The following is a 20,462-nucleotide window of genomic DNA, read 5'->3' as shown; positions in this document are numbered from 1 at the left end:
TAAAGCAAGGCTCTTTTCTCATAAAATTGTGCTATTAACTTGTAAAAAGTCCGCAATTTTACTTTTTACTGCTCACTTACTCTGAAAATAGCATTGAAGAAAGATTAAAAAACTGGGGGATTTTTCATTTTTATAGCGAAGTAAATTAGGAGGGGGGATATTATGACAACAAAAACAGGAAAAGTCATATTATTGAATAATGAATCGTTTTATTTATTTGCCTATCAAGACTATTACAATAAGAGATTAAAAATAGAGGATCTAAGAGGCAATATAGGCGAAATCATCCAAACCATCACAAGGTTGTGCGAGCAACCCCACGTGGAAAAAATCATCGTGAAAGCAAGAAACGAGACGGTTGAAGCCCTTATGGAAAAAGGGTTTCTTTTAGAGGCCAAAGTTCCTAGGTATTTCTTGGGTGGGGACGGGTATTTCTTATGTAAATACAAAAATTTGGATCGATATAACAGCGGAAAATGGTGTGAAGAGGACAAAATTCTAGATGGAGTTTGGCAAAAAGAGAAGCAAGAACAAACAAGCCTAGAACAAGGAATGACAATGCGCATGGCTGAAAGAAAAGATGCACCTTTACTATCCAAATTTTATCAAAGTGTATTTCCCATCTATCCGGTTCCAATTGAAGATCCAGAATATATTACCAAGCAGATGAAGGATGATACCATTTTTATGCTGATTGAAGATAGTGGAAAGATCATTGCGGCAGCTTCAGCAGAAATAAACAACGAATTTAAAAATGCAGAAATTACGGATTGTGCCACCTTGCCTTCCATGCGTAAAGGTGGATTCATGAATCATATAATCCGTAATCTGGAAAACGAGCTTGTAAAAAGGCAGGTATATTGTAGCTATTCCATTGCACGAGCACTTTCGTTCGGTATGAATGCGGTACTGCATAATCTGGATTACACATATAAAGGAAGACTGAAAAACAATTGCTATATTTTTGATAAAATAGAAGATATGAATGTTTGGTACAAGGATTTATCTATCACTACTGCCAATAATTCGGCACGTAATGCTGGGAATTAGGCAGGGATTATGATGCAAAACCACCATTTATCAAAAGAGATGCTGATGGCCATTTTAGATGGAATAGATGAAGCTATCCATGCAGTGGATAAGAATGGCATCACCATCTATTATAATAAAGTGGCAGCAGGGTATGATGGGATGGCAGTGGATGAGGTATTGGGTAAACATTTATTGCATGTTTTTCCTTCTCTGACCGAGGAAACCAGCACGCTTTTAAAAGTGCTTAAAACAAAAAAGCCAATCTTTCATGAAAACCAGCGTTATGAAAATAAAAAAGGTCAAATGCTTGAAACGGTGAACACAACGATTCCCATTCTTCATGGAACAAAATTACTTGGTGCGGTGGAAATTGCCAAAAATTATGGGCAATTAAATACCCTATCTAATAAACTACTGGACTTGCAAGCTAAAATTCACGAAACAGGGGATCGCAAGAGATTGACCACATTCCAGGTTACTTATCGATTAACAGATTTCATCACGAATGATCCGGCCTGTATACACATGCTTCATGATGCAAAATTATTTGCCTCCTCCACCCTGCCCATAGTCATCTGGGGGGAGACGGGAACAGGAAAAGAAATCGTTGCGCAGGGAATCCACCACCATTCACCACGAAGTCATGGTCCATTCATTGCCCAGAATTGTGGAGCAATTCCCTCCACCTTGCTTGAAAGTATTCTGTTTGGGACTGAAAAAGGGAGCTACACTGGTGCAACGGATAGAAAAGGCTTATTCGAAATGGCCTCTGGAGGGACTTTGTTTCTAGATGAAATGAACTCCATGCCTCTCGAACTTCAAGCAAAACTGTTAAGAGTACTTGAAGACGGGGCAGTGAGAAGAGTAGGAGGAACCAGTTCGATTCAAGTTGATGTCAGAATTATTACTGCAATGAATGAGTCACCTGAAAAATGTTTGGAGAACGGAACTTTCAGGGCAGATCTTTATTATCGCTTAAGCACCTGTCCGATCTATATACCTCCTTTACGGGAACGGACTATGGATATAAAAGCAATACTGGAAGAAAAGCTTCAACCCCGTATTAGCAATAGGTTGGATCATGAGGTATTGAGTATGTTCCAATCCTATCATTGGCCTGGAAATGTACGGGAATTAATCAATACAATAGAGTATTTGCTATTAAGGGCGAAACAAGGCCCCCTGTCCTACAAACATCTGCCTGCAAAATTACAACAGGAGACTTTGAAGGTGCCACCGCGCAAAAGCATGGGTGCTTTAAGGGACATTTTACAGGAAACAGAAGAAACAATAATTAAGGACGCACTTACCCATACAGGCGGGAATGTATTAAGGGCTGCCAAGCTCTTGGACATACCAAGACAAACGCTTCAATATAAATTGTCTAAAATGGAGAAGGAAAGAATGTCTGCAAGTAAATAAAAACGAAATAAGTAGGGAGTGCTGAATTTTCAGCACTCCCTTTAATAACAAGTTCTTACTCTCTTACATATATAAGTAGTATATGGGCATCAGCATAGTTGGCACGGTAATTGCATGGTGTAAGAAAGGGAGGAGATAGAGATGAAAATGGATTTATACAAGCCAGAGCGCCATTGGAAGGATATTGAATTGTGGAAGGATGTAACCGAGGAACAATGGAATGATTGGATTTGGCAGTTGACCAATACCATTCGCACACTCGAAGATTTGAAAAAAGTGATCAATTTAACACCGGAGGAAGAGGAAGGTGTGAAAATCTCCACCAAGACTATTCCTTTAAATATAACTCCATACTATGCATCCTTAATGAACCCGGACGATCCCCAATGTCCCATCAGAATGCAATCAGTACCAATATCCCAAGAAATTCACAAGACGAAATACGATTTGGAAGACCCCCTTCACGAGGATGAAGATTCTCCGGTACCAGGATTGACACACAGATATCCAGATAGAGTACTCTTCTTAGTGACCAATCAATGCTCCATGTATTGCAGGTACTGTACGCGAAGAAGGTTTTCCGGTCAGATCGGAATGGGTGTACCGAAAAAACAACTGGATGCAGCGATTGCTTATATTGCTGCCAACGATCAAATCCGTGACTGTCTAATTTCCGGAGGGGATGGTCTTCTAATTAATGACCAGATCCTGGAATATATCTTGAAGAATTTGCGCGCAATCCCACATCTTGAAATTATTAGGATCGGAACACGAGCACCTGTTGTGTTTCCGCAACGCATAACCGATAATTTATGCAATATTTTAAAAAAGTATCACCCAGTATGGCTGAACACACATTTTAATACCTCCATAGAAATTACGGAAGAATCCAAACTAGCTTGTGAAATGCTTGTTAATTCTGGTGTTCCTGTCGGTAATCAGGCTGTCATTCTGGCAGGGATTAATGACAGTGTACCAATCATGAAGAAATTGATGCATGATCTTGTGAAAATACGGGTGAGACCTTATTATATCTATCAATGTGATCTTTCGGAGGGCATCGGTCATTTCAGGGCACCGATCTCCAAGGGACTCGAGATTATTGAAGGGCTACGCGGCCATACAAGCGGATATGCGGTTCCTACCTTTGTGGTCGATGCACCTGGAGGCGGTGGGAAAATTGCTGTTCAGCCGAACTATATTATTTCACAAAGTGCCAATAAAGTTGTTTTACGTAATTTCGAGGGAGTCATCACCACTTATCCGGAGCCGGAGAACTATGTTCCTGGTAGAGCGGAAGCGTACTTTGGGAAAATCTACTCCAACATGGAAGAGAAGCGTTCCAATATCGGTATAGCTGCGCTCATGAATGATTCTCAGTTCAACCTTGTGCCAGAAGGGTTGAACCGTTTGAATCGCCGCAAGGATTATGAAACAAATCCCGAGCATACCACATTAAAAGATAAACGTGACAAACGGGATGAATTAAAAGAAAAGAAATTTCAGGCTCAACAGAAGAAATATACGGTAGGAGAAGAAAATAAGAGCGAAACGAGTTAGGAGGGTTCATGATGAAATGCAATTGGTGTGAAAGTCCACAAGCTACATCATCAACCGGTACAGTGTATTGGGAACTGCCTGATGGAACGAAAGCTGTCACCATAACAGAAACACCTTCTGTTGTCTGCGATGACTGTGGAATGGAATATCAAGAGGACACAATTGTAAAGCAAATAGAAGATCAGTTATTTTTAATTAATACCAGTGAACTTGAAGCGGAACTAAGCTTTGCCAAGTTGATGGGAAAACAAAGATTGCTAAAAAGAAACTACTTCGATTTCACCAGCTAAAGGTTGTCCCACCTTCTCATTATGTTGTAGAATGAGAGAAAAAAACGGGTGTGGATGATTTATGAGAAAGTCGTTTTACCATTATATTATGAAATTCCGTCATGCTTTGAAAAAAGATGATATCAGTATATTTGCCAACCATGCATATGATGACCATGCATTTCCAAAAAACTCAGAGGATTATCATGAGATCAGCAGCTACTTGGAAATGAACGGACAGTACCTGGAAAGTATGTCGACGTTCGATAAAGCGTGGGAATTATATGAGGAAGATGCATGAGAGTTTAAGTGAGACCACCCATTAGTTGGGTGCGTAAGTATGTAGACAAAGTCTAATTATGATAATAGTCTCTAGTTGATCGCAGTGGAGGAAGCGAAGACTCCTGTGGGAGAAAGGATATGGAAGACCCCGCATGGCGTAGCCGAGGCCACTGAAAATCCCAATAATTTATGGTCCTAATGATTTCTAGCTGTCGATTGGAGCAAAAGGCGAAGACTCCTGCGGGGAGGTAGCGACAATGTTGAGACCCCGCAGGGCGCAGCCCGAGGAGGCTCAAGGTCGCCCTGCGGAAAGCGAAGCCGTTTGCGGAAATCAACAGCGGTATGGAACAGTTTACTAAAATAATGTACTTTTTCAGTGGCTTTGGCGTAGCCCGAGGAGGCTTCCGGACTGCCCGCGGAAAGCGAAGCTCCTGCAACGAAGATCAACTCTTCCAACAGATAACCTAACTAATTTATAGTTTGTCAACAGTCTGACGCATCCATTACTTGGGTGCGTTTTCGTATTAATTAGGACTTTTATCTAAAGCACATTCGTTTTATACTTTTTATCCTTACACTTTGGCGATTTTACCTCTTGCTGCATATAATACATTACTATCAAAGCCACAGTGATAAATGGGGAGAAATTATATGGGTAAGAACAAAAAACCAAACAAACCGAAATATAAAATTGGCGACATTGTTGTCATCACCATCTATGGAACTGTCGGTAAAGTGACGGACATGAAGCAAATTGATGGTGCGTATGTATATGAGGTCAATTCAAGCGATGGGCTGTATCAAGAAGAAACATTGGCTTTTGTTTCCGAATATGAGGGAAAAGTTCTAGTAACCGAACGTCTTGATATCAAGTATCTCTACTTCATCGGTGACATTGTACACGTTGCCGGATATGGGAAAGAATTATTTAAAATTGTCGGGTTCCGAACGGAAATATGGAGATATAAAGAGGACTCATGGGAAGACATCATATACGAGCTGACTAGATTGTCAGACGGAGAATGGTTGGAAGCCGGTGAGGAAGAATTGACAATGGTCATCCACCATGAACATGCCGAAATTCTTATCCACAAACTTGGATTGTCCTATATGTTCAACAAAGAAAATACAAGCTTGGAGTTGTATAATCCGATGACGGGATCAAACAAACATTATAAAAAAGAGGAATATAACAAAGAATATCAACGGATAATAGATGGTCTTTTGGATGTCTACAATGATTACAAAGTGTTGCATGATATTTTTGGTGATGAGGAGTACAAAGAAGTTATGAATCTTGTCATGAAAAACTTAAAAAAATACATGGATGGAAAAAAACATAGTCAACTAGAAAAGTAGCATGGAGAATTGAAAGAGCAAATAGATGAAAAACGGACCACCGATTATTGCAGTAGCAAGGATCAGTTTATCCGACATTTTATCTAAGAGCGGTAACAATACTTCCTCTTCTCCTAATCTTTCTAAGCTAGCCAAGACGTTTTTCATCATCATTTCTCCCTTCCGTGAATGCTTGTCCTTTTGTCCCAATTTATGCAAGGAAGGAGACTTATATGTCTTTTTCTGATTTTTTTAAAAACAAAGATAGCATTTGTCCAGTAGGATGGATTAATATAGAGAGTAAGACATATATCTATATAGACGTACATAAACCTTTAAAAAGGGGTGATATTGTGAAAGAAATCGAAGTGGTTATTGATACAGAGGAAATTGCCGAGTTCTTTTACAATGAGCTGGTAAGGCGTGGGTATGTTCCAGCTGAAAGCGAGATAGAAGAGTTGGCGGATATCATGTTCGATTATTTACTGGAAAAATGCATTATTGATGAAGAAATAGAATAGTATACCTAAAAACTTCAAAAAAAAAATAATACAAGCAATGCTGTTTCTTAGGCGAGATCGTTGCCTTGGGAACAGCTTTTTTAAGTTCTGTTGCTCAACAATTAGGGCGGGCCTGCTGGCAATGGTGGTTCGGGAGAGTTCTACGTGATAATTACCTGAAAACAAGTAAATTATGTTCATGTTGACACCTTTCGGACAAATTTCTTAGAGCTTTGGTCAAACTGAACTTTCTATAAGGCGCTGTTCGGACTATTTTTAATTGGCTTTGGACATAAATTAACGAGGTGTGGTCATTTAAAAATTTCGTTCGGGCAACTTTCCAAAATCTTCGGTCAAAATCGCTAAATCTTCAGTCAACTTTCCAAAATCTTCGGACAAATACACCAATGACCATCTCCTCAATAATTAAACCACCAACGTACGACCCACCATCCTCATTATTTTCCCATATCAAAGAAAATCCCATGGAGCTCAGAAATTCCTGTAAGCTTCATCAAATTATAAAGATGTGTTTTCTCCATATCAGCCGGTTCAAAGTTTGCAGGGAGGTTCAAAAACTTCGTCGCTTCCTGAAAATCTTTAAACCAAGCAACGGGCACTATGGATGGGTGGTCAATATCCGCCCATGCTGCTTCTATGGTCGGGCTATATATTTTACGGGAAGTAGACTTTGATGAAAAAACGGCAGGAAGGTAATCTGCCCTTGATCCGGTATGGAGATGCTCCTTGCTGAAACGCAAAGTTCCTTGCAACACATCATCGTTTTTAAACAATAGGACATATAGCCTTTTCCCTATCTCAATACGATTGGAAAGGTTGGAAAATTGTTCGACGCCAAGCCCGGTCATTAGAATGTTTGAACCCTTTTGGTAAGGAAATAGCAGTAAAGTAAAACCCAGTTTTTCCTGTAGTTGATACGTTAAACTGGATAAAACCTTTTGCTGAAAATATGGATTCTGTAGGAGGTTATACTCAATAAAATTCTGTTCATTAATGATCAGGGAGACGGTAAGGAGTTCTTTTTTTCTGTTATCTTTCAAAAAAAGTGTCCATATCGGAATCATAAAAGCTGAAACATGAAATTCGGAGAGTAGATGAAATAGAGGTCTGCCAGCCTTTTTACTTTCTTCATAAAGGAGGAGTTGTGGGTAGGCATCTTGAAAAATAAGGTGATTGGCTTTCTCAAGAAAACGAAATAAGATGGAGGACTTCTCATAGGAAAGCAAGGAGGATAGGTGACTGGCTTTCAGGTCTGTCATATTCCAGCCGCCATTTCTTGAAACCATGTGAGCCAAAAAGCTCCAATGTACCTCTTGGTGTTTTAGATAAAAATCCAAGTAGGCTTGAGTTCGTGTAACATTGTTACGGTTAAGGCTTCTAGTCTTGCTGCGTATTCTCGTTAACAATTCCTGTTCCTTCAGTGATGATGGAGAAAACTTAACAGGCGGATTTGTCCATTCTTTTTTAAGTTTATTTTCATCTGTAGAAGTCCAAATCTTTAGCATAGTATCATCTTTAGAAGGGGATGCTGTTTTTGTAAACCACTTCCCAAACATAAAACCACCTCGGAATATCATATGAAGAATGCGGTGGTTTAATGATACACAGGCGAGTCACGATGTTTTCCTACAAATTTTTATTTCATTCGACAAAACTTTTTATAATCTGATGAAGGATTCGACAAGGTGGATTGCTAATACTATATATAGAAATGGTTGAGGGGTGAAAAGGATGTTGGCTCTTAAAAGAATGATGAAGCTGGGTACAGGGGAATTTGATGTCACCATTATGCAAACACCTAATTACGGGGAATCTAAAGGGTACAATCCCATTTTCCGATTAACCATGGAGGGAACCGGTCATCAGGATGTGGTGGATAAAGTATATAAAAAATTCAATGTAACAGATTCCATCCCGCGTGAATATGAGGGAAGATTTATCGCAACAGGTGATGTCCTCATGATTGATGAGGGTACACTAGGAATAACCTACTACCGTTTGGAGTTCGGTGGGTGGAAGAAAATAAATCGAGTGGCTGTGCGTTAATGAAGGAAAGGGCAAAGGTCAAACTTTGCCCCTTTTGTTTTAAATATGGTTTCCTGGACCGTTTTTGCGGCCCTTTGGTGAGTGTTCCTTCTTATGAGCTGCGTGTTCCGCTTCAATTGCTTCTGGACTGATATGGTTGTTCTTCTTTTGCCCATTAATTCTGTTACGATGTTTCTTTCCCATTTATCTCATCTCCTTTTTAAATACGAGGCACATTCTAGCTTTGTTGCTTATCTTTTCTGGAAGTGTGAGGCTCAGCAGTTTTCTTTTTCGTTGTGTTCGTGGCATTAGCATGCTCTACAGCTTGTCTTAGCTTCTTTTTCAATAAGATCACCTTCCTGAAGGGAGAATTTCTTTCCCTTTTATTTTCTGCTCCAACTGTAAAAGAATGCGCTTTTTTAAGGAGAGATTCTTTTGAAACATGGGTAATATATGGTATAGTAGTCATTGTTGTAAAGCAACAATGGCAAGAGCTATTAGGAGGTAACATAATGAGTGTACATATTGGAGCAAAACAAGGTGAAATAGCCGAAACGATCCTATTACCTGGAGATCCGTTACGTGCAAAATATATAGCAGAAACATTCCTTGAAGATGCTGTCTGCTACAATGAAGTAAGAGGGATGCTTGGTTTCACAGGTACTTACAAGGGCGAGAGAATTTCTGTACAGGGTACTGGCATGGGTGTACCTTCCATCTCCATTTACATTAATGAATTAATGAGTGAATATAATGTACAAAATCTGGTTCGGGTAGGAACTTGCGGAGCTATCCAGAAGGATGTGAAGGTGCGTGACGTCATCTTGGCTATGAGTGCATCCACTGATTCCCAGATGAACCGTTTGACATTCGGTGGCGTGGATTACGCTCCGACTGCAAACTTTGACCTTCTGAAAAAGGCTTATGACGTGGGAGTGGAAAAGGGCCTTAATCTAAAAGTCGGGAATGTCTTCACTGCCGACATGTTCTATAATGACAACGGCGAGCTTGAGAAATGGGCGAAGTATGGAATCCTTGCAATCGAGATGGAATCTGCAGCCCTCTATACACTAGCAGCAAAATACGGTCGTAATGCGCTGTCTGTTCTTACGGTCAGTGATCACATTCTAACCGGAGAAGAAACGACTTCTGAAGAGCGCCAATCCACATTCAGCGACATGATGGAAGTGGCATTGGAAGCTGTAATCAAAAAATAAATCTTGTGAAGCCCTTGAGATACCAGCACTCAAGGGCTTTTTTTTATATAGGATATTATCGTAAACTTTGTTGCTTTTACGTATTTTTATCCTATCGTATTATGCCATTCTGTCGTGCTCTTATGCCTGAGTTATTATTTATGCGATGTGCATCTTTAAAAGAGCATTTCATGGTTTAGCTGTCTTGGATTACGTGTAATAATGTACTACAGGAACTGTACCTAAAGAAAGGATGATATAATTGATACATACCATAAATTTACAAACTTCCAACCGGGATGAGTGGCAAGATATCACGGATAAGGTTGAAAGTCTGGTGCTAAGAACTGGGATCAAAGAGGGGCATGTAATCGTATATTGTCCCCATACTACTGCCGGGATCACCATTAATGAGAATGCTGATCCCGATGTGGTGAAAGACGTCGTGATGCGACTTGATGAAGTATACCCATGGGAACATCCGAAGTACCGCCATATGGAAGGGAATACAGCTGCTCACTTAAAAGCAATGACGCTTGGGAATTCTCAGCAAATTCTCATCGATAAAGGTCAACTTGTTCTAGGGACTTGGCAAGGTATTTTCTTCTGTGAATTTGATGGACCGCGACAGAGAAAAGTATATATAAAAGTGTTCAAAGATGCTGATTAAGATAGTGACTTTTTTCTTATCTTCTATTTTAGCAGTAATATCTTTTTACGGAGTTATGGATTAGTGGTACACTGTTTAAGTATGCTTCACCTTGAGTGGAGCTTTTATTTTTAGCAATTAACCAACACATAATGATTATATTAGAATAGTAAAAAGGTGATTATTGTATGAAAAAGAAACATTTCTCTATCCTGGTAATTTTATTATTGTTAACAGGGTGCTCCAACAAACTGGATAATATCAACTGGAAGTTTTGGGAGTACTTTATAGAAGAAGATGCGTCGGAAGAAGTGGTCGAAGAGGTTCCAGAGGAAGAAGAACCAGTTGAAGAAGAGGAAAAACCGGAAGAAAATCCGCAAACAGAGGTACCACCTGAAACAAATGAAAACCAATTTGTATTAGAGGAACCGTTTTTTACTGTACTGAATGAAGAAAAGGTAATTGAAAATACGGATAATATTCTAGTGTTGGTAAATAAAAATCAATCGTTGCCTGCCGATTATGTTCCAAAGGATCTGACCATTCCAGATGTACCATTCTCGTTTGAAGGAGACTTTGACAAGAAATATTTGCGTGAAGAAGCAGCACATGCCTTGGAAGAACTATTTGCTGCTGCGGAAGCGGAAAATGTAGAAATATTTGCAGTTTCTGGATACCGTTCCTATGAAACCCAGTATGGCATTTACAACTCCTACTTAAAAAAGTGGGGAGAAGAGAAAACCAATGCGGTATCGGCCATTCCAGGACATAGTGAGCACCAGACAGGTTTGGCAATGGACATTTCCAGTCGTTCTGCCGCTCTTGATTTGACAGAAGAATTCGGTGAAACTCCGGAAGGTCAATGGGTAAAAGAGCATGCAAGTGAGCATGGCTTCATCATTCGCTATCCCCAGGATGGAGAAGTAATTACAGGATATCAATATGAACCATGGCATCTACGTTATGTGGGCAAAGAAGTAGCATCCTATATTCATGAACATGACCTCACACTCGAAGAGTTTTTTGATCGTGCCATTAAACAATAAACTAAACCAAAGCCCTCATCCAGCATCATCGATGAGGGCTTTAAAGTATTCCACTTGATAGGACGTAGGAGCATAATAAACCCAGTGCAGATAAAAGGCCCACAATCGGACCGCCTTCTTCAAAGGCTTCTGGCATCATGGTGGAAGCCACCATCGCGATGATTCCTCCAGCTGCTAGACCACTTACCATATACATATATAGCTCGTCTAATTCTTTAAAAACCATGAATCCAAATAATGAGCTTAAAGTGGTTAAAATAAATACAATGGTCCACAGAAATAATATCTTTTTCCTTGAATATCCGTCCTTTTGTAAACCGACGGAACTTGAAAGTGCTTCTGGGATGTTACTGATAAAGATGGCTAGTACAATAACCCAACTCACGGTATTCGACTTTATTAAACTTACCCCGATAATGACCGATTCTGGAATAGAGTCCATGATGGAACCGATAAATATAGCCATACCTGAATGTCCTTCACTTTTTTCTTTTGAGAGTTTCCTTTCCTTCCCACCCTTGCTACTGATGACAAACTCCAAGCCAGTGAACAGGGCTGCTCCGATTAAAAAGCCGAAAATCACAAAGCTGTAACCTGCTTGATCCTCTATGTTTCCCAATAACTCAAAGGATGCGGCTCCAATAAGTACTCCCGTACCAAAAGCCATGATAAAACCCGTTATTTTCCTTGGTATCGGCACAAACAGACCGACCACAGCTCCAAGCAATAAGGCTCCACCAGCTATTGCTCCCCAAAACAAAGCCTCAACCACAACTTCTCACCCTGCTTATCCTAAAGATTTATATTACTAATGTGGACGAAAAAAATTTCAACATACTTTAATTACATTTTTGACAAAATAACTAAGGTACATTTTATATAAAAAGGCTTGGGTAGTATTGAAGGGAAAAGAGCACGCCATTAGTGTTTTAACGATTGATATAAGATCCGTAAAAGAAACGAAAGTCTTAAGAATTAGCCGATAAAAGAAAAGGAGGGATGAATGGTGAGAAGAATCATTACTTTCGTAGTATTAGCTACAGTCATCGCTTATTCACTAAATAGCCCTGTTGGACCAGGTAAGGTGTCTGCTTTTGGTGGGAAGGAGGAGACAGCCCTTTACCACGCGCAAACATCCTTGGATTCTAAATATATTACGGACATGCCATTACCAAAAAGTATGCGAAAAGCCATACAGAATGGTAAATGGGAAGACATTACGTATCCAGTGCCACCGACAGATATCTTTATTAGCCTTGACGGAAAAAAAAGATATGCCGTGGATCATCAATTGAATATATATGATTTAGAAGATAATAAAGCAATATTAATACTCCCGGAAAAAGCAGCACATCGATTGGCCAAGGATATGAAAAAGCTCTACGGCATGCATTACGGAGATCTAATCACTTGGAATGAAGCTAACAGCGCTTTGCCGCGGTACAGTAGCTTTACCGTTCTTGATTTGGATACTGGCCAGACTTTTCAAGTTCAACGAAGAGCGGGATCTTATCATGCTGATGTTCAACCTCTTACAAATGCAGATACCAAAATAATGAAAGACATTTACAGGGGGATATGGAGCTGGGATCGGAGAGCAATCCTGATTTTGTCTGAAGATAACAAGTTTGCCGCCTCTATGCATGGGATGCCACATGGGAAAGGTGCACTTCAAAATGGATTTCCAGGGCACTTCTGCATTCATTTTCAGGACAGCATCACGCACAAATCAAGAAAGATGGATCATGCGCACTCCATCATGATAAAAAAAGCGGCAGGGGAATGGCTTGACCATACAGAAAAGCTTTCTCCAGCAGAAATAGTAGATGCTACCGTCCTGTCGATACATCAACACGACTGGTTCATCCTCGCTTCTGTCCTCGATGATAAGAATAGGGCACTTCTCGAAGAAAAAGTAAAATTCTTAGAAGAGATAGACCTTGTAAAAAGACTTTCGGATCTACCTGTAAGCCAAGATTTCGATACAAAGCTTTATTATCCGATAAGTGCGAAGCTTTATATTCATAGAGACTCAAGTGGAACGGAATCAAGACATGTGACATTCAAGTTATATAGAGGTTCCATTGAGGAGCCCTGGACGTTGGATTTAGAAAATCTCTTGGAACAATTATAAAAGGCTCTTTTCACAGAGATTGTTGCTATTTCGTTGTTAAAAGTCGGTAATTGGACTTTTTACTACGTACAACTCCATGTACGAATTTATAAAAAGTTTACAGAAATATATTTTAAAAAGTAGAGGATGGCCCCCTCTACTTTTTCGGTTTGTTTTTTATGATTTCAATAGGAATCTTTGTGACAGGCTGTTCAGTTTCTTTCGAAATACGTATTTCCAAAATTCCGTCCTGATACTTAGCCTTCGAGCTATTTTTTTTAACGAGACAGGGAAGTTTGATGGTCTGTTTGTTTCCTGAAGTAGGTAAATTTTCAATGAATAAAGAGGTAGTGTTATAAGAAGTTTTTAATTGATGCAGCTGATCTTCAGATGGAATTGGAAAACGGATGAACACTTCATCATGTGTTTCAAAAACATTAGCTTCGAAAGGATTTTTATTTTTCTTCTTTTTTTTTGTTTGAGCTGTTTTCATTAGTTCTAAAGATTGAGCAAAAAAATCAGTGGTTCCCAGCATTTGGGGATTGGGAGGAAGTTTCCCTTGCATGGCTTTTGACATCCAGTTTTCAATGTCTGTTTGTTTGAAGATATCCTTTTTCATATAATCTTTTGGGAACGGAAACATTTTGTTCCATGGTAACATGCTATACGCCTCCTACAATTATCTACTTTAGGATATTCTTTTCATTCGCAAATGTTAAGGTTCTTTGTTTGACGGTCAGGTATTTTTGCACTATACTAAAATAATCTCGAATTCAAGATATTATTCTAGGAGGGAATGTTTTATGAAGCATATTTTCAATAAAGGCTCTGAACGAGTATTACTACTTTTACATGGCACAGGGGGGACGGAACAGGATTTGCTTCCACTAGCGGAAATGCTTGATCCGGATGCTTCTGTACTCAGTGTGAGAGGAAATGTCACAGAAAACGGTATGCCACGTTTTTTCAGGCGTCTATCGGAAGGTGTATTTGATGAAGAAGATTTGATTTTCCGCACAAAAGAACTACATGATTTCCTTGCTGAAGCAGCTGAAAAATATCAATTTAATCGCGAAAATGTAATAGCGGTAGGTTATTCGAATGGGGCAAATATTGCCGGGAGCCTTCTATTTCATTATGAAAAAGCATTAAAAGCTGCCATTTTATATCATCCTATGGTGCCAAGAAGAGGAATGGAGCTTCCTGATTTAAGCACGACACCGGTGTTTATCGGTGCAGGTAAAAACGATCCAATCTGCCCTGCATCAGAAACGGAAGAGCTTAGCAACCTTTTGGAAGCAGCAGGATCAAAAGTAGAAATACACTGGGAGTATCAAGGCCATCAATTAACACATACAGAGGTTCAAGCTTCGAAAAAGTGGTACGACTTAATATGATGGAATTTGGGGGGCGAATCTTTTTTCGCTCCCTTTCATTGAGCAAACCATTTTGTTTCAAAGCGTACATATATTAAAATGAAGGAAGAAATAAAATTTGTACATAACCTCTGGAGGAATAAAATGAAGCTTATTGACCAAAAACATGTGCAAGCTGAATTAAATAAGCTCATCGATATGACGGTGTTCTTACACTTGGAAACAACAAACGGTGCATATGCTGGGCACCATAATACAGGTCTTGCGGTGGGAGCGTTCATCCGCAATGTTCCATTAAAATACGAACGCGCAAAAATAGTGGGTAAGGGCCCTTATCGAGTGGGACTGAAGCTTGAACACGGATGGGTATATGCGGAAGGTGTCACACACTATGAAGTGGACGAAAAAGAACGTCTTTTGCTTGCCGGTCTGAATCCTGAAGGAAAGCTGGCCGTAGCTTTACAACTTAGCAAGGAGCCTTTTTAAGTGATGGGAGAGATGACTTTGGAAGCAGAAAAACACGTATTGGTTGTATTTCCTCATCCGGATGATGAAGCATTCAGTTCATCAGGAACCATCAAGCTCTTTACCCAGAGCGGTGTTCCCGTTACTTACTTGTGTGGCACCCTCGGACAGATGGGAAGAAACCTGGGCAATCCGCTTTTTGCTAACCGGGAAACCTTGCCAGAAGTCCGCAAAAAAGAATTAGTGGATGCATGCGAAGTGATGGGAATCGAGGACTTAAGGATGCTTGGTCTGCATGACAAAACACTTGAATTCGAAAATGAAGAGTATCTTGCTGATATTGTAGAGGAAGCATTGTTGGAGTTAAAGCCTAGCTTGGTTCTTACTTTTTATCCTGGCCATGGGGTTCATCCCGATCATGATGCCATGAGTAATGCAGTGGCAATCGCTGTCGCTCGACTTCCTGAACAGGAAAGGCCAACTGTTTATGGCAAGGCAATCTTGAAGAATAGTGTAGAGTTGATTGGGGAGCCGGATGTCACTATCGATATTCGTTCTGTCGCAGAAGAAAAACTAAAAGCTATCAAGGCACACAAGTCACAAACAAGTGGCTGGGTGGAGTTGATGGAGAAGCAATTGAAGGAAAACGCCCCTGAGATTGAGGATTGGTTATATAGGGAAACGTTTTGGACATATAAAGTTTAATTTTTACAAGGGAACCGGAAGACAATGTCTGCCGGTTTTTTTTGTGTTTTTCTTTGAATTATAAACTTTAGAGGAGTCGTTAGTGGCCTGAGAATAAGAAAAAGGTCCTCATAAGCGATATCCTAAACTGCCTATATAAATGAATATTCAGAATTATTTGTTGACATTTCCATTCTCCGAGGTTATTTTTATGGTGTTGAGTAATATTACATATTGTTATAGGTCGAAAAAAATACGTTATATTAAAAAAGTGAAAGGTGCGATGGCCATGATTCTTCATGATACAGAGACATTGTCTTTGACAGATATGCGAAGTCTGCAATCTACTAGGTTGAAAAATACAATCCATCAAGTTTTCGATAATGTTCCTTTTTATAAACAAACATTCACCAATAACAATGTCATTCCTTCTGATATAAAAACGATTCAAGATATAGTAAAACTTCCCTTCACCACTAAAAATGATTTGCGCGAGAACTATCCATTCGGGCTTTTTTCCATACCTAGAAACCAAATAACAAGACTTCACGCTTCTTCAGGAACAAGTGGGAAGCCTACAGTGGTAGCTTATTCTAAACGGGATATTGAAATGTGGAGTGATATAGCAGCACGTGCAATCTCAATGGCAGGTGGAAAAATAGGAGACATCCTTCATAATGCATATGGATACGGACTTTTTACAGGAGGGCTCGGGTTGCATTATGGAAGTGAAAGACTTGGGATGATGACAGTCCCTGTTTCTGGAGGTAACACAGAAAGGCAAATTCAACTTATTCAAGATTTTCAACCTTCCGTGATTTGTGGAACACCATCTTATGTCCTTAATATCGCGGAGAAAATGATTGATCTTGGCTTTGACCCCAAAACGACCTCCTTACAATATGGCATTTTTGGTGCAGAACCGTGGTCAGAGGAAATGAGGAGTACATTAGAAGAAAAGCTGGGGATAAAGGCTTGCGATATCTATGGATTAAGTGAAGTGATTGGGCCTGGTGTAGCGATGGAATGCCATGAGGCGCAGGATGGCCTTCATATAGCGGAAGACCATTTTTATGTGGAAGTCATTGATCCGGATACTATGGAAGTCCTGTCAGAGGGAGAAGTGGGAGAACTTGTGTTCACAAGCTTAACGAAAGAAGCTATGCCCATAATCCGTTATAGGACTGGCGATGTTGCCTCCATCAAAAGGGAGAAATGTGTTTGTGGCAGGACAACAACAAAAATGTCCCGGGTAAAGGGGCGGGTTGATGACATGTTGATTATTAGGGGAGTTAATATCTTTCCATCAGAAATCGAGCATACATTGTTGCAAATCAAAGATATAGCACCTCATTATCAGATCTTCGTTTCCCGTGATAAAAGCTTGGACATGGTGGAAGTGGAGGTTGAAATACATGAGCAAACATTTCTACAAACACATAGTAACCAAAGAATTAATAGAATGAAATCCCTCGCCCGTGAAGTAGAACATGTATTGAAATCAAAGTGCTATATCAGTGTCAAAGCAAACATAGTGGAACCAAAGACTATCCCACGCTCAGAAGGGAAAGCCATCCGCATTATTGATAAAAGAATGGCTCACTCATGATAATTCAGAACTTTCAGAGTTGAAAAACGTATAACATTATATTATAATGACGTTAAATAAACGTTATAGAAATAGGAGGCGGCGAAAATGACCAACTCATTATCGTTTGACCGCTTGACGGAAGAAGAGAAACATGAGCATTTTATGCAGCGTATTAAGGCTGGGGAAAAGATTGAAGCAGATGACTGGATGCCGGAAGAATATCGTAAAACATTAATTAAACTGATCTCCATGCATGCAATCAGCGAAATAATGGGAGCGCTTCCAGAAAAGGAGTGGGTACCAAAAGCTCCCACTTTAAAAAGAAAGCTTGGGATCATGGCGAAAGTTCAGGATGAAATGGGCCATGGACAACTGTTGTTGCGCGTTGCGGAAGATTTAATGGAACCTTACGGGAAGTCCCGGGAAGAAATCATGCAAGATTTATTTTCAGGAGATTTAAAGTTTCATAATGTGTTTCATATGGAAGCTCCAACATGGGGCGATGCTGGCCTGATCGGTTGGCTTGTTGACGGGGCGGCCATCATATCCCAGACAAATATGCTTGATGCATCATATGGACCTTATGCGAGAGCACTTAAGAGGATATGTGCAGAAGAAGTTTTTCATGCTCAACATGGCGAGGCTATTATTATGGCGCTTGCGGAAGGAACAGAAGAGCAAAGAAATATGATACAAGACTCCATCAATCGCTGGTGGGAAGCTTTGTTAATGTTCTTTGGACCGGCAGATGCCTCCACCACTGGTACATCAAAGCAAGATATCACCATGAAATATAATATCCGCACCAAGAGCAATGAAGAACTTCGCCAGGACTTTTTTACGAAATACATCCCAAGGGTGTTATCGCTTGGCTTAACTTTGCCGGATGAAACGATGCATTATGATGAAAAAGAAGAAAAATGGATTTACAAACAACCCAATTGGAACAACTTTAAAGATATTATCAAAAACAAAGGTCCTAAATCACAGGATCGCTTGAGATTAAGAATAATAGCACATGAAAATAATGCATGGGTTCGTGAAGCGTTAAGCTCCGAAACATCAGCAGGGTGAGGGGAGGAGCTAAAGAATTGAGTACAAAAGGCTTTTATAAAGAATTTGAAGTATTTAGTAAAAGGACCCATACAGCTCCGATGCAATATCAGTTCAGTCTACTTGCTCCCAACGAAGAGATTGCGCTTGTCATGGCACAAGAAAACTTTATGAGGCGGGAACCTGCGGTGGATATATGGGTGGTACAACGCAGAGATATTCGGAAAATGTCTCAAGAAGAGCGTCAATCTTTGCAGAGAATTGACAACAAGGACTACCGAAACACGAAAGGCTATGGATATTTGAAGAAAAAATGGCGCCACTATGAACAGGGGATGCTTGATGAGCAGGAAATCATGTCTTGGGGAGGGAAGAAAAAAGGATGAATATCGCAACGATAGAAGAAGCCAAAAGGGATGCATCCTATTATAAGGCCCTTACAGCGCTATTATATCAACTGGCCGACGATGATTTCATTATTGCCTACAGAGGATCGGAATGGCTGGGCCTTGCACCGCATATTGAAGAGGATGTTGCTTTTTCCTCCATAAACCAAGATACGATGGGGCATGCTGCCATGTACTACCAATTGCTTGAGGATTTAGGCGAAGGGGATATGGATGCACTTGCCCATGGAAGAAAAGCAGCAGATAGAGTGAACGCGGTTCTTTTAGAAAAAGTGAACGGATCTGGAACCTATCTCACCGAACCAAAATATGACTGGGCATATACAGTCGTAAGGCATTATTTTTACACACAGGCTAAGAAAATAAAAGTAGAGGCATTGAAAAACTCCTCCTATGAACCTCTGAAACATGTGGCAGTAAAAGTGAATATGGAACTTTATTATCACTTGTTACACTGGAGAACTTGGTTCAGACAGTTGTGCACAGCTAATGGTGAAGCTAAGACCAGGATGAAAGCAGCCATTAATAGAGTTGTAGAAGAATTTGATGGTGTACTGTCATTGGGGCCGAGTAGAGTTCAAATTACACAGCACCAACTAATAGATTCAGAAGAAAATATTCGACATCGCTTTAAAGAAGAGATGACGAATATGTTTGAAAAAGTGGGAATGACTTTTCCTAGTAATATGGGAATGAAAAGTGGGAACGGCAGACAAGGTGAACATACAAAGGATTTGGATGATGCCCTCTTAACGTTGAGCGAAGTCTATAATAGCAATCCAGCAGCAGTGTGGTAATCTATACACCTTTTAGCCCAACAAAAAGGAATGATGACATCATGCAGGAAGAAGTAAATATCATGAAGGTTTGGGATGCCCTGCAGCATGTAAAAGATCCTGAGATAGACTCTGTTAGTGTGGTGGATCTCGGAATGGTGGAAGCAGTCGATTTGAAAAATCAAGAAGTAACTATTCAGATGCTGCCCACTTTCATGGGGTGTCCGGCCCTTGAGATTATCAAAAAGAATGTAGAAAACGAGATTACTAGCTTAGGATTATTCAAAAAGGTGAATGTTCAATTCATCTACCAGCCACCATGGACTTCTGACCGCATTACAGCTCAAGGCAGAATCCATTTGAAGGAATTCGGCATTGCTCCACCACCCACACTGGATGACTCCGGTGAATGGCATGTGGATTGCCCTTATTGCGGATCGACCTATACTACATTAGATAACATCTTTGGCCCGACTGCCTGTAGAAGCATTCTCTACTGCAAAGGATGCAAAAATCCTTTCGAAGCAATGAAACCCGTATCCACCATGATGTAAGTTTCACTGCCTTACAGAACAATTCTGTTGGGCAATTACATAAATAACCGGCCTGTTAAAATCCTAGCTGTTGATGGAGTACAGGGCGCAGCCTGAGGAGGCT

The 20,462-nt window shown here is 40.1% G+C and carries 25 protein-coding genes; 20 read left to right on the top strand and 5 right to left on the bottom strand.

Features of this window, described 5'->3' with window-relative positions:
- Positions 1–162 precede the first annotated feature (162 nt).
- From ablB to EKQ44_RS05185, 6 genes are all read left to right on the top strand, one after another.
- The gene (gene ablB, locus EKQ44_RS05210; protein ID WP_237662477.1) at positions 163–1,050 is read left to right on the top strand and encodes a putative beta-lysine N-acetyltransferase; all 888 of its coding nucleotides are present in this window, start codon (positions 163–165) and stop codon (positions 1,048–1,050) included.
- Positions 1,051–1,062: 12 nt separating this feature from the next.
- Positions 1,063–2,454, top strand: coding sequence for a sigma-54 interaction domain-containing protein (locus EKQ44_RS05205; protein WP_237662572.1), 1,392 nt, complete (start codon positions 1,063–1,065; stop codon positions 2,452–2,454).
- Positions 2,455–2,595: 141 nt separating this feature from the next.
- Positions 2,596–4,014 (top strand): lysine 2,3-aminomutase, encoded by a 1,419-nt coding sequence (gene kamA / locus EKQ44_RS05200; protein WP_237662476.1) that lies wholly within the window; start codon positions 2,596–2,598, stop codon positions 4,012–4,014.
- Between the two features lie 11 nt (positions 4,015–4,025).
- Entirely contained in the window at positions 4,026–4,304 is a 279-nt protein-coding gene (locus tag EKQ44_RS05195; RefSeq protein ID WP_237662571.1) for a YokU family protein, read from the top strand.
- A gap of 61 nt (positions 4,305–4,365) precedes the next feature.
- On the top strand, positions 4,366–4,584 hold the full coding sequence (locus EKQ44_RS05190) for a YozE family protein (RefSeq protein ID WP_237662475.1): 219 nt from the start codon (positions 4,366–4,368) through the stop codon (positions 4,582–4,584).
- Positions 4,585–5,216: 632 nt separating this feature from the next.
- Positions 5,217–5,924, top strand: coding sequence for a hypothetical protein (locus EKQ44_RS05185; RefSeq protein WP_237662474.1), 708 nt, complete (start codon positions 5,217–5,219; stop codon positions 5,922–5,924).
- Here EKQ44_RS05185 and EKQ44_RS05180 read toward each other — a convergent pair.
- Entirely contained in the window at positions 5,913–6,077 is a 165-nt protein-coding gene (locus tag EKQ44_RS05180; RefSeq protein WP_237662473.1) for a hypothetical protein, read from the bottom strand. The genes EKQ44_RS05185 and EKQ44_RS05180 overlap by 12 nt on opposite strands.
- 179 nt (positions 6,078–6,256) lie before the next feature.
- Here EKQ44_RS05180 and EKQ44_RS05175 point away from each other — a divergent pair, with 179 nt between their 5' ends.
- The gene (locus EKQ44_RS05175; protein ID WP_010193926.1) at positions 6,257–6,424 is read left to right on the top strand and encodes a YozD family protein; all 168 of its coding nucleotides are present in this window, start codon (positions 6,257–6,259) and stop codon (positions 6,422–6,424) included.
- A gap of 437 nt (positions 6,425–6,861) precedes the next feature.
- On the opposite strand, the gene EKQ44_RS05170 is transcribed toward EKQ44_RS05175, so the two are convergent.
- Complete coding sequence (locus EKQ44_RS05170) at positions 6,862–7,980, bottom strand: DUF2515 family protein (RefSeq protein WP_237662472.1); 1,119 nt, start codon at positions 7,978–7,980, stop codon at positions 6,862–6,864.
- Between the two features lie 175 nt (positions 7,981–8,155).
- Here EKQ44_RS05170 and EKQ44_RS05165 point away from each other — a divergent pair, with 175 nt between their 5' ends.
- The gene (locus tag EKQ44_RS05165; RefSeq protein ID WP_237662471.1) at positions 8,156–8,470 is read left to right on the top strand and encodes a hypothetical protein; all 315 of its coding nucleotides are present in this window, start codon (positions 8,156–8,158) and stop codon (positions 8,468–8,470) included.
- 39 nt (positions 8,471–8,509) lie between these two features.
- Here the strand turns inward: EKQ44_RS05165 and EKQ44_RS05160 are convergent, their stop codons facing one another.
- Complete coding sequence (locus tag EKQ44_RS05160; protein WP_237662470.1) at positions 8,510–8,653, bottom strand: hypothetical protein; 144 nt, start codon at positions 8,651–8,653, stop codon at positions 8,510–8,512.
- 308 nt (positions 8,654–8,961) lie between these two features.
- On the opposite strand from EKQ44_RS05160, the gene deoD reads away from it, so the two are divergent.
- The 3 genes from deoD (at position 8,962) to EKQ44_RS05145 (ending at position 11,340) form a co-directional block, all read left to right on the top strand.
- Complete coding sequence (gene deoD / locus EKQ44_RS05155) at positions 8,962–9,666, top strand: purine-nucleoside phosphorylase (RefSeq protein WP_237662469.1); 705 nt, start codon at positions 8,962–8,964, stop codon at positions 9,664–9,666.
- A gap of 241 nt (positions 9,667–9,907) precedes the next feature.
- A complete protein-coding gene (locus EKQ44_RS05150; protein ID WP_237662468.1) occupies positions 9,908–10,315 on the top strand; it encodes a secondary thiamine-phosphate synthase enzyme YjbQ in 408 nt (135 codons plus the stop codon).
- Positions 10,316–10,482: 167 nt separating this feature from the next.
- Positions 10,483–11,340 carry a M15 family metallopeptidase gene (locus EKQ44_RS05145; protein WP_237662467.1) on the top strand — a complete coding sequence of 286 codons (858 nt, stop codon included), beginning with the start codon at positions 10,483–10,485 and terminating at the stop codon, positions 11,338–11,340.
- A 40-nt stretch (positions 11,341–11,380) separates the two neighbouring features.
- Here EKQ44_RS05145 and EKQ44_RS05140 read toward each other — a convergent pair whose 3' ends face one another.
- Positions 11,381–12,112: a ZIP family metal transporter gene (locus tag EKQ44_RS05140; protein ID WP_237662466.1), complete on the bottom strand. Its 732-nt coding sequence runs from the start codon at positions 12,110–12,112 to the stop codon at positions 11,381–11,383.
- Positions 12,113–12,343: 231 nt separating this feature from the next.
- Here EKQ44_RS05140 and EKQ44_RS05135 point away from each other — a divergent pair, with 231 nt between their 5' ends.
- Positions 12,344–13,474 carry a hypothetical protein gene (locus EKQ44_RS05135; protein WP_237662465.1) on the top strand — a complete coding sequence of 377 codons (1,131 nt, stop codon included), beginning with the start codon at positions 12,344–12,346 and terminating at the stop codon, positions 13,472–13,474.
- A gap of 136 nt (positions 13,475–13,610) precedes the next feature.
- On the opposite strand, the gene EKQ44_RS05130 is transcribed toward EKQ44_RS05135, so the two are convergent.
- Entirely contained in the window at positions 13,611–14,114 is a 504-nt protein-coding gene (locus EKQ44_RS05130; RefSeq protein ID WP_237662464.1) for an Hsp20/alpha crystallin family protein, read from the bottom strand.
- 142 nt (positions 14,115–14,256) lie between these two features.
- On the opposite strand from EKQ44_RS05130, the gene EKQ44_RS05125 reads away from it, so the two are divergent.
- The 8 genes from EKQ44_RS05125 to paaD all read left to right on the top strand — a co-directional run bounded on the left by EKQ44_RS05125 (position 14,257) and on the right by paaD (position 20,359).
- Positions 14,257–14,850, top strand: a complete 594-nt coding sequence (locus tag EKQ44_RS05125; RefSeq protein WP_237662463.1) for an alpha/beta hydrolase — start codon at positions 14,257–14,259, stop codon at positions 14,848–14,850.
- A 123-nt stretch (positions 14,851–14,973) separates the two neighbouring features.
- Positions 14,974–15,315 carry a YojF family protein gene (locus EKQ44_RS05120; RefSeq protein ID WP_237662462.1) on the top strand — a complete coding sequence of 114 codons (342 nt, stop codon included), beginning with the start codon at positions 14,974–14,976 and terminating at the stop codon, positions 15,313–15,315.
- 3 nt (positions 15,316–15,318) lie between these two features.
- Positions 15,319–15,999, top strand: coding sequence for a bacillithiol biosynthesis deacetylase BshB2 (gene bshB2, locus EKQ44_RS05115; RefSeq protein ID WP_237662570.1), 681 nt, complete (start codon positions 15,319–15,321; stop codon positions 15,997–15,999).
- Between the two features lie 190 nt (positions 16,000–16,189).
- The gene (locus EKQ44_RS05110; RefSeq protein ID WP_237662461.1) at positions 16,190–17,587 is read left to right on the top strand and encodes a phenylacetate--CoA ligase family protein; all 1,398 of its coding nucleotides are present in this window, start codon (positions 16,190–16,192) and stop codon (positions 17,585–17,587) included.
- An 87-nt stretch (positions 17,588–17,674) separates the two neighbouring features.
- On the top strand, positions 17,675–18,643 hold the full coding sequence (gene paaA / locus EKQ44_RS05105; RefSeq protein ID WP_237662460.1) for a 1,2-phenylacetyl-CoA epoxidase subunit PaaA: 969 nt from the start codon (positions 17,675–17,677) through the stop codon (positions 18,641–18,643).
- Positions 18,644–18,660: 17 nt separating this feature from the next.
- The gene (paaB, locus tag EKQ44_RS05100; RefSeq protein ID WP_237662459.1) at positions 18,661–19,008 is read left to right on the top strand and encodes a 1,2-phenylacetyl-CoA epoxidase subunit PaaB; all 348 of its coding nucleotides are present in this window, start codon (positions 18,661–18,663) and stop codon (positions 19,006–19,008) included.
- Complete coding sequence (paaC, locus tag EKQ44_RS05095) at positions 19,005–19,826, top strand: 1,2-phenylacetyl-CoA epoxidase subunit PaaC (RefSeq protein WP_237662458.1); 822 nt, start codon at positions 19,005–19,007, stop codon at positions 19,824–19,826. Before paaB ends, paaC begins: the two co-directional genes overlap by 4 nt.
- 41 nt (positions 19,827–19,867) lie before the next feature.
- A complete protein-coding gene (paaD, locus tag EKQ44_RS05090; protein ID WP_237662457.1) occupies positions 19,868–20,359 on the top strand; it encodes a 1,2-phenylacetyl-CoA epoxidase subunit PaaD in 492 nt (163 codons plus the stop codon).
- Positions 20,360–20,462 lie beyond the last annotated feature (103 nt).

The organism is Sutcliffiella horikoshii (assembly GCF_021991925.1).
Classification (GTDB): Bacteria; Bacillota; Bacilli; order Bacillales; family Bacillaceae_I; genus Sutcliffiella_A; species Sutcliffiella_A horikoshii_F.
This window is presented reverse-complemented; position numbering and strand designations above follow the sequence as displayed.

Bases quoted from the DNA above. Each gene is read 5' to 3' on its own strand.
- paaA (WP_237662460.1), top strand. From the start codon at position 17,675: ATGACCAACTCATTATCGTTTGACCGCTTGACGGAAGAAGAGAAACAT.
- EKQ44_RS05170 (WP_237662472.1), bottom strand. From the start codon at position 7,980: ATGTTTGGGAAGTGGTTTACAAAAACAGCATCCCCTTCTAAAGATGAT.
- deoD (WP_237662469.1), top strand. From the start codon at position 8,962: ATGAGTGTACATATTGGAGCAAAACAAGGTGAAATAGCCGAAACGATC.
- ablB (WP_237662477.1), top strand. From the start codon at position 163: ATGACAACAAAAACAGGAAAAGTCATATTATTGAATAATGAATCGTTT.
- EKQ44_RS05190 (WP_237662475.1), top strand. From the start codon at position 4,366: ATGAGAAAGTCGTTTTACCATTATATTATGAAATTCCGTCATGCTTTG.
- EKQ44_RS05180 (WP_237662473.1), bottom strand. From the start codon at position 6,077: ATGATGATGAAAAACGTCTTGGCTAGCTTAGAAAGATTAGGAGAAGAG.
- EKQ44_RS05160 (WP_237662470.1), bottom strand. From the start codon at position 8,653: ATGGGAAAGAAACATCGTAACAGAATTAATGGGCAAAAGAAGAACAAC.
- EKQ44_RS05120 (WP_237662462.1), top strand. From the start codon at position 14,974: ATGAAGCTTATTGACCAAAAACATGTGCAAGCTGAATTAAATAAGCTC.
- EKQ44_RS05185 (WP_237662474.1), top strand. From the start codon at position 5,217: ATGGGTAAGAACAAAAAACCAAACAAACCGAAATATAAAATTGGCGAC.
- kamA (WP_237662476.1), top strand. From the start codon at position 2,596: ATGAAAATGGATTTATACAAGCCAGAGCGCCATTGGAAGGATATTGAA.
- bshB2 (WP_237662570.1), top strand. From the start codon at position 15,319: ATGGGAGAGATGACTTTGGAAGCAGAAAAACACGTATTGGTTGTATTT.
- EKQ44_RS05165 (WP_237662471.1), top strand. From the start codon at position 8,156: ATGTTGGCTCTTAAAAGAATGATGAAGCTGGGTACAGGGGAATTTGAT.
- paaD (WP_237662457.1), top strand. From the start codon at position 19,868: ATGCAGGAAGAAGTAAATATCATGAAGGTTTGGGATGCCCTGCAGCAT.
- EKQ44_RS05135 (WP_237662465.1), top strand. From the start codon at position 12,344: ATGGTGAGAAGAATCATTACTTTCGTAGTATTAGCTACAGTCATCGCT.
- EKQ44_RS05205 (WP_237662572.1), top strand. From the start codon at position 1,063: ATGCAAAACCACCATTTATCAAAAGAGATGCTGATGGCCATTTTAGAT.
- EKQ44_RS05125 (WP_237662463.1), top strand. From the start codon at position 14,257: ATGAAGCATATTTTCAATAAAGGCTCTGAACGAGTATTACTACTTTTA.
- EKQ44_RS05110 (WP_237662461.1), top strand. From the start codon at position 16,190: ATGGTGTTGAGTAATATTACATATTGTTATAGGTCGAAAAAAATACGT.
- EKQ44_RS05145 (WP_237662467.1), top strand. From the start codon at position 10,483: ATGAAAAAGAAACATTTCTCTATCCTGGTAATTTTATTATTGTTAACA.
- paaC (WP_237662458.1), top strand. From the start codon at position 19,005: ATGAATATCGCAACGATAGAAGAAGCCAAAAGGGATGCATCCTATTAT.
- EKQ44_RS05130 (WP_237662464.1), bottom strand. From the start codon at position 14,114: ATGTTACCATGGAACAAAATGTTTCCGTTCCCAAAAGATTATATGAAA.
- EKQ44_RS05195 (WP_237662571.1), top strand. From the start codon at position 4,026: ATGAAATGCAATTGGTGTGAAAGTCCACAAGCTACATCATCAACCGGT.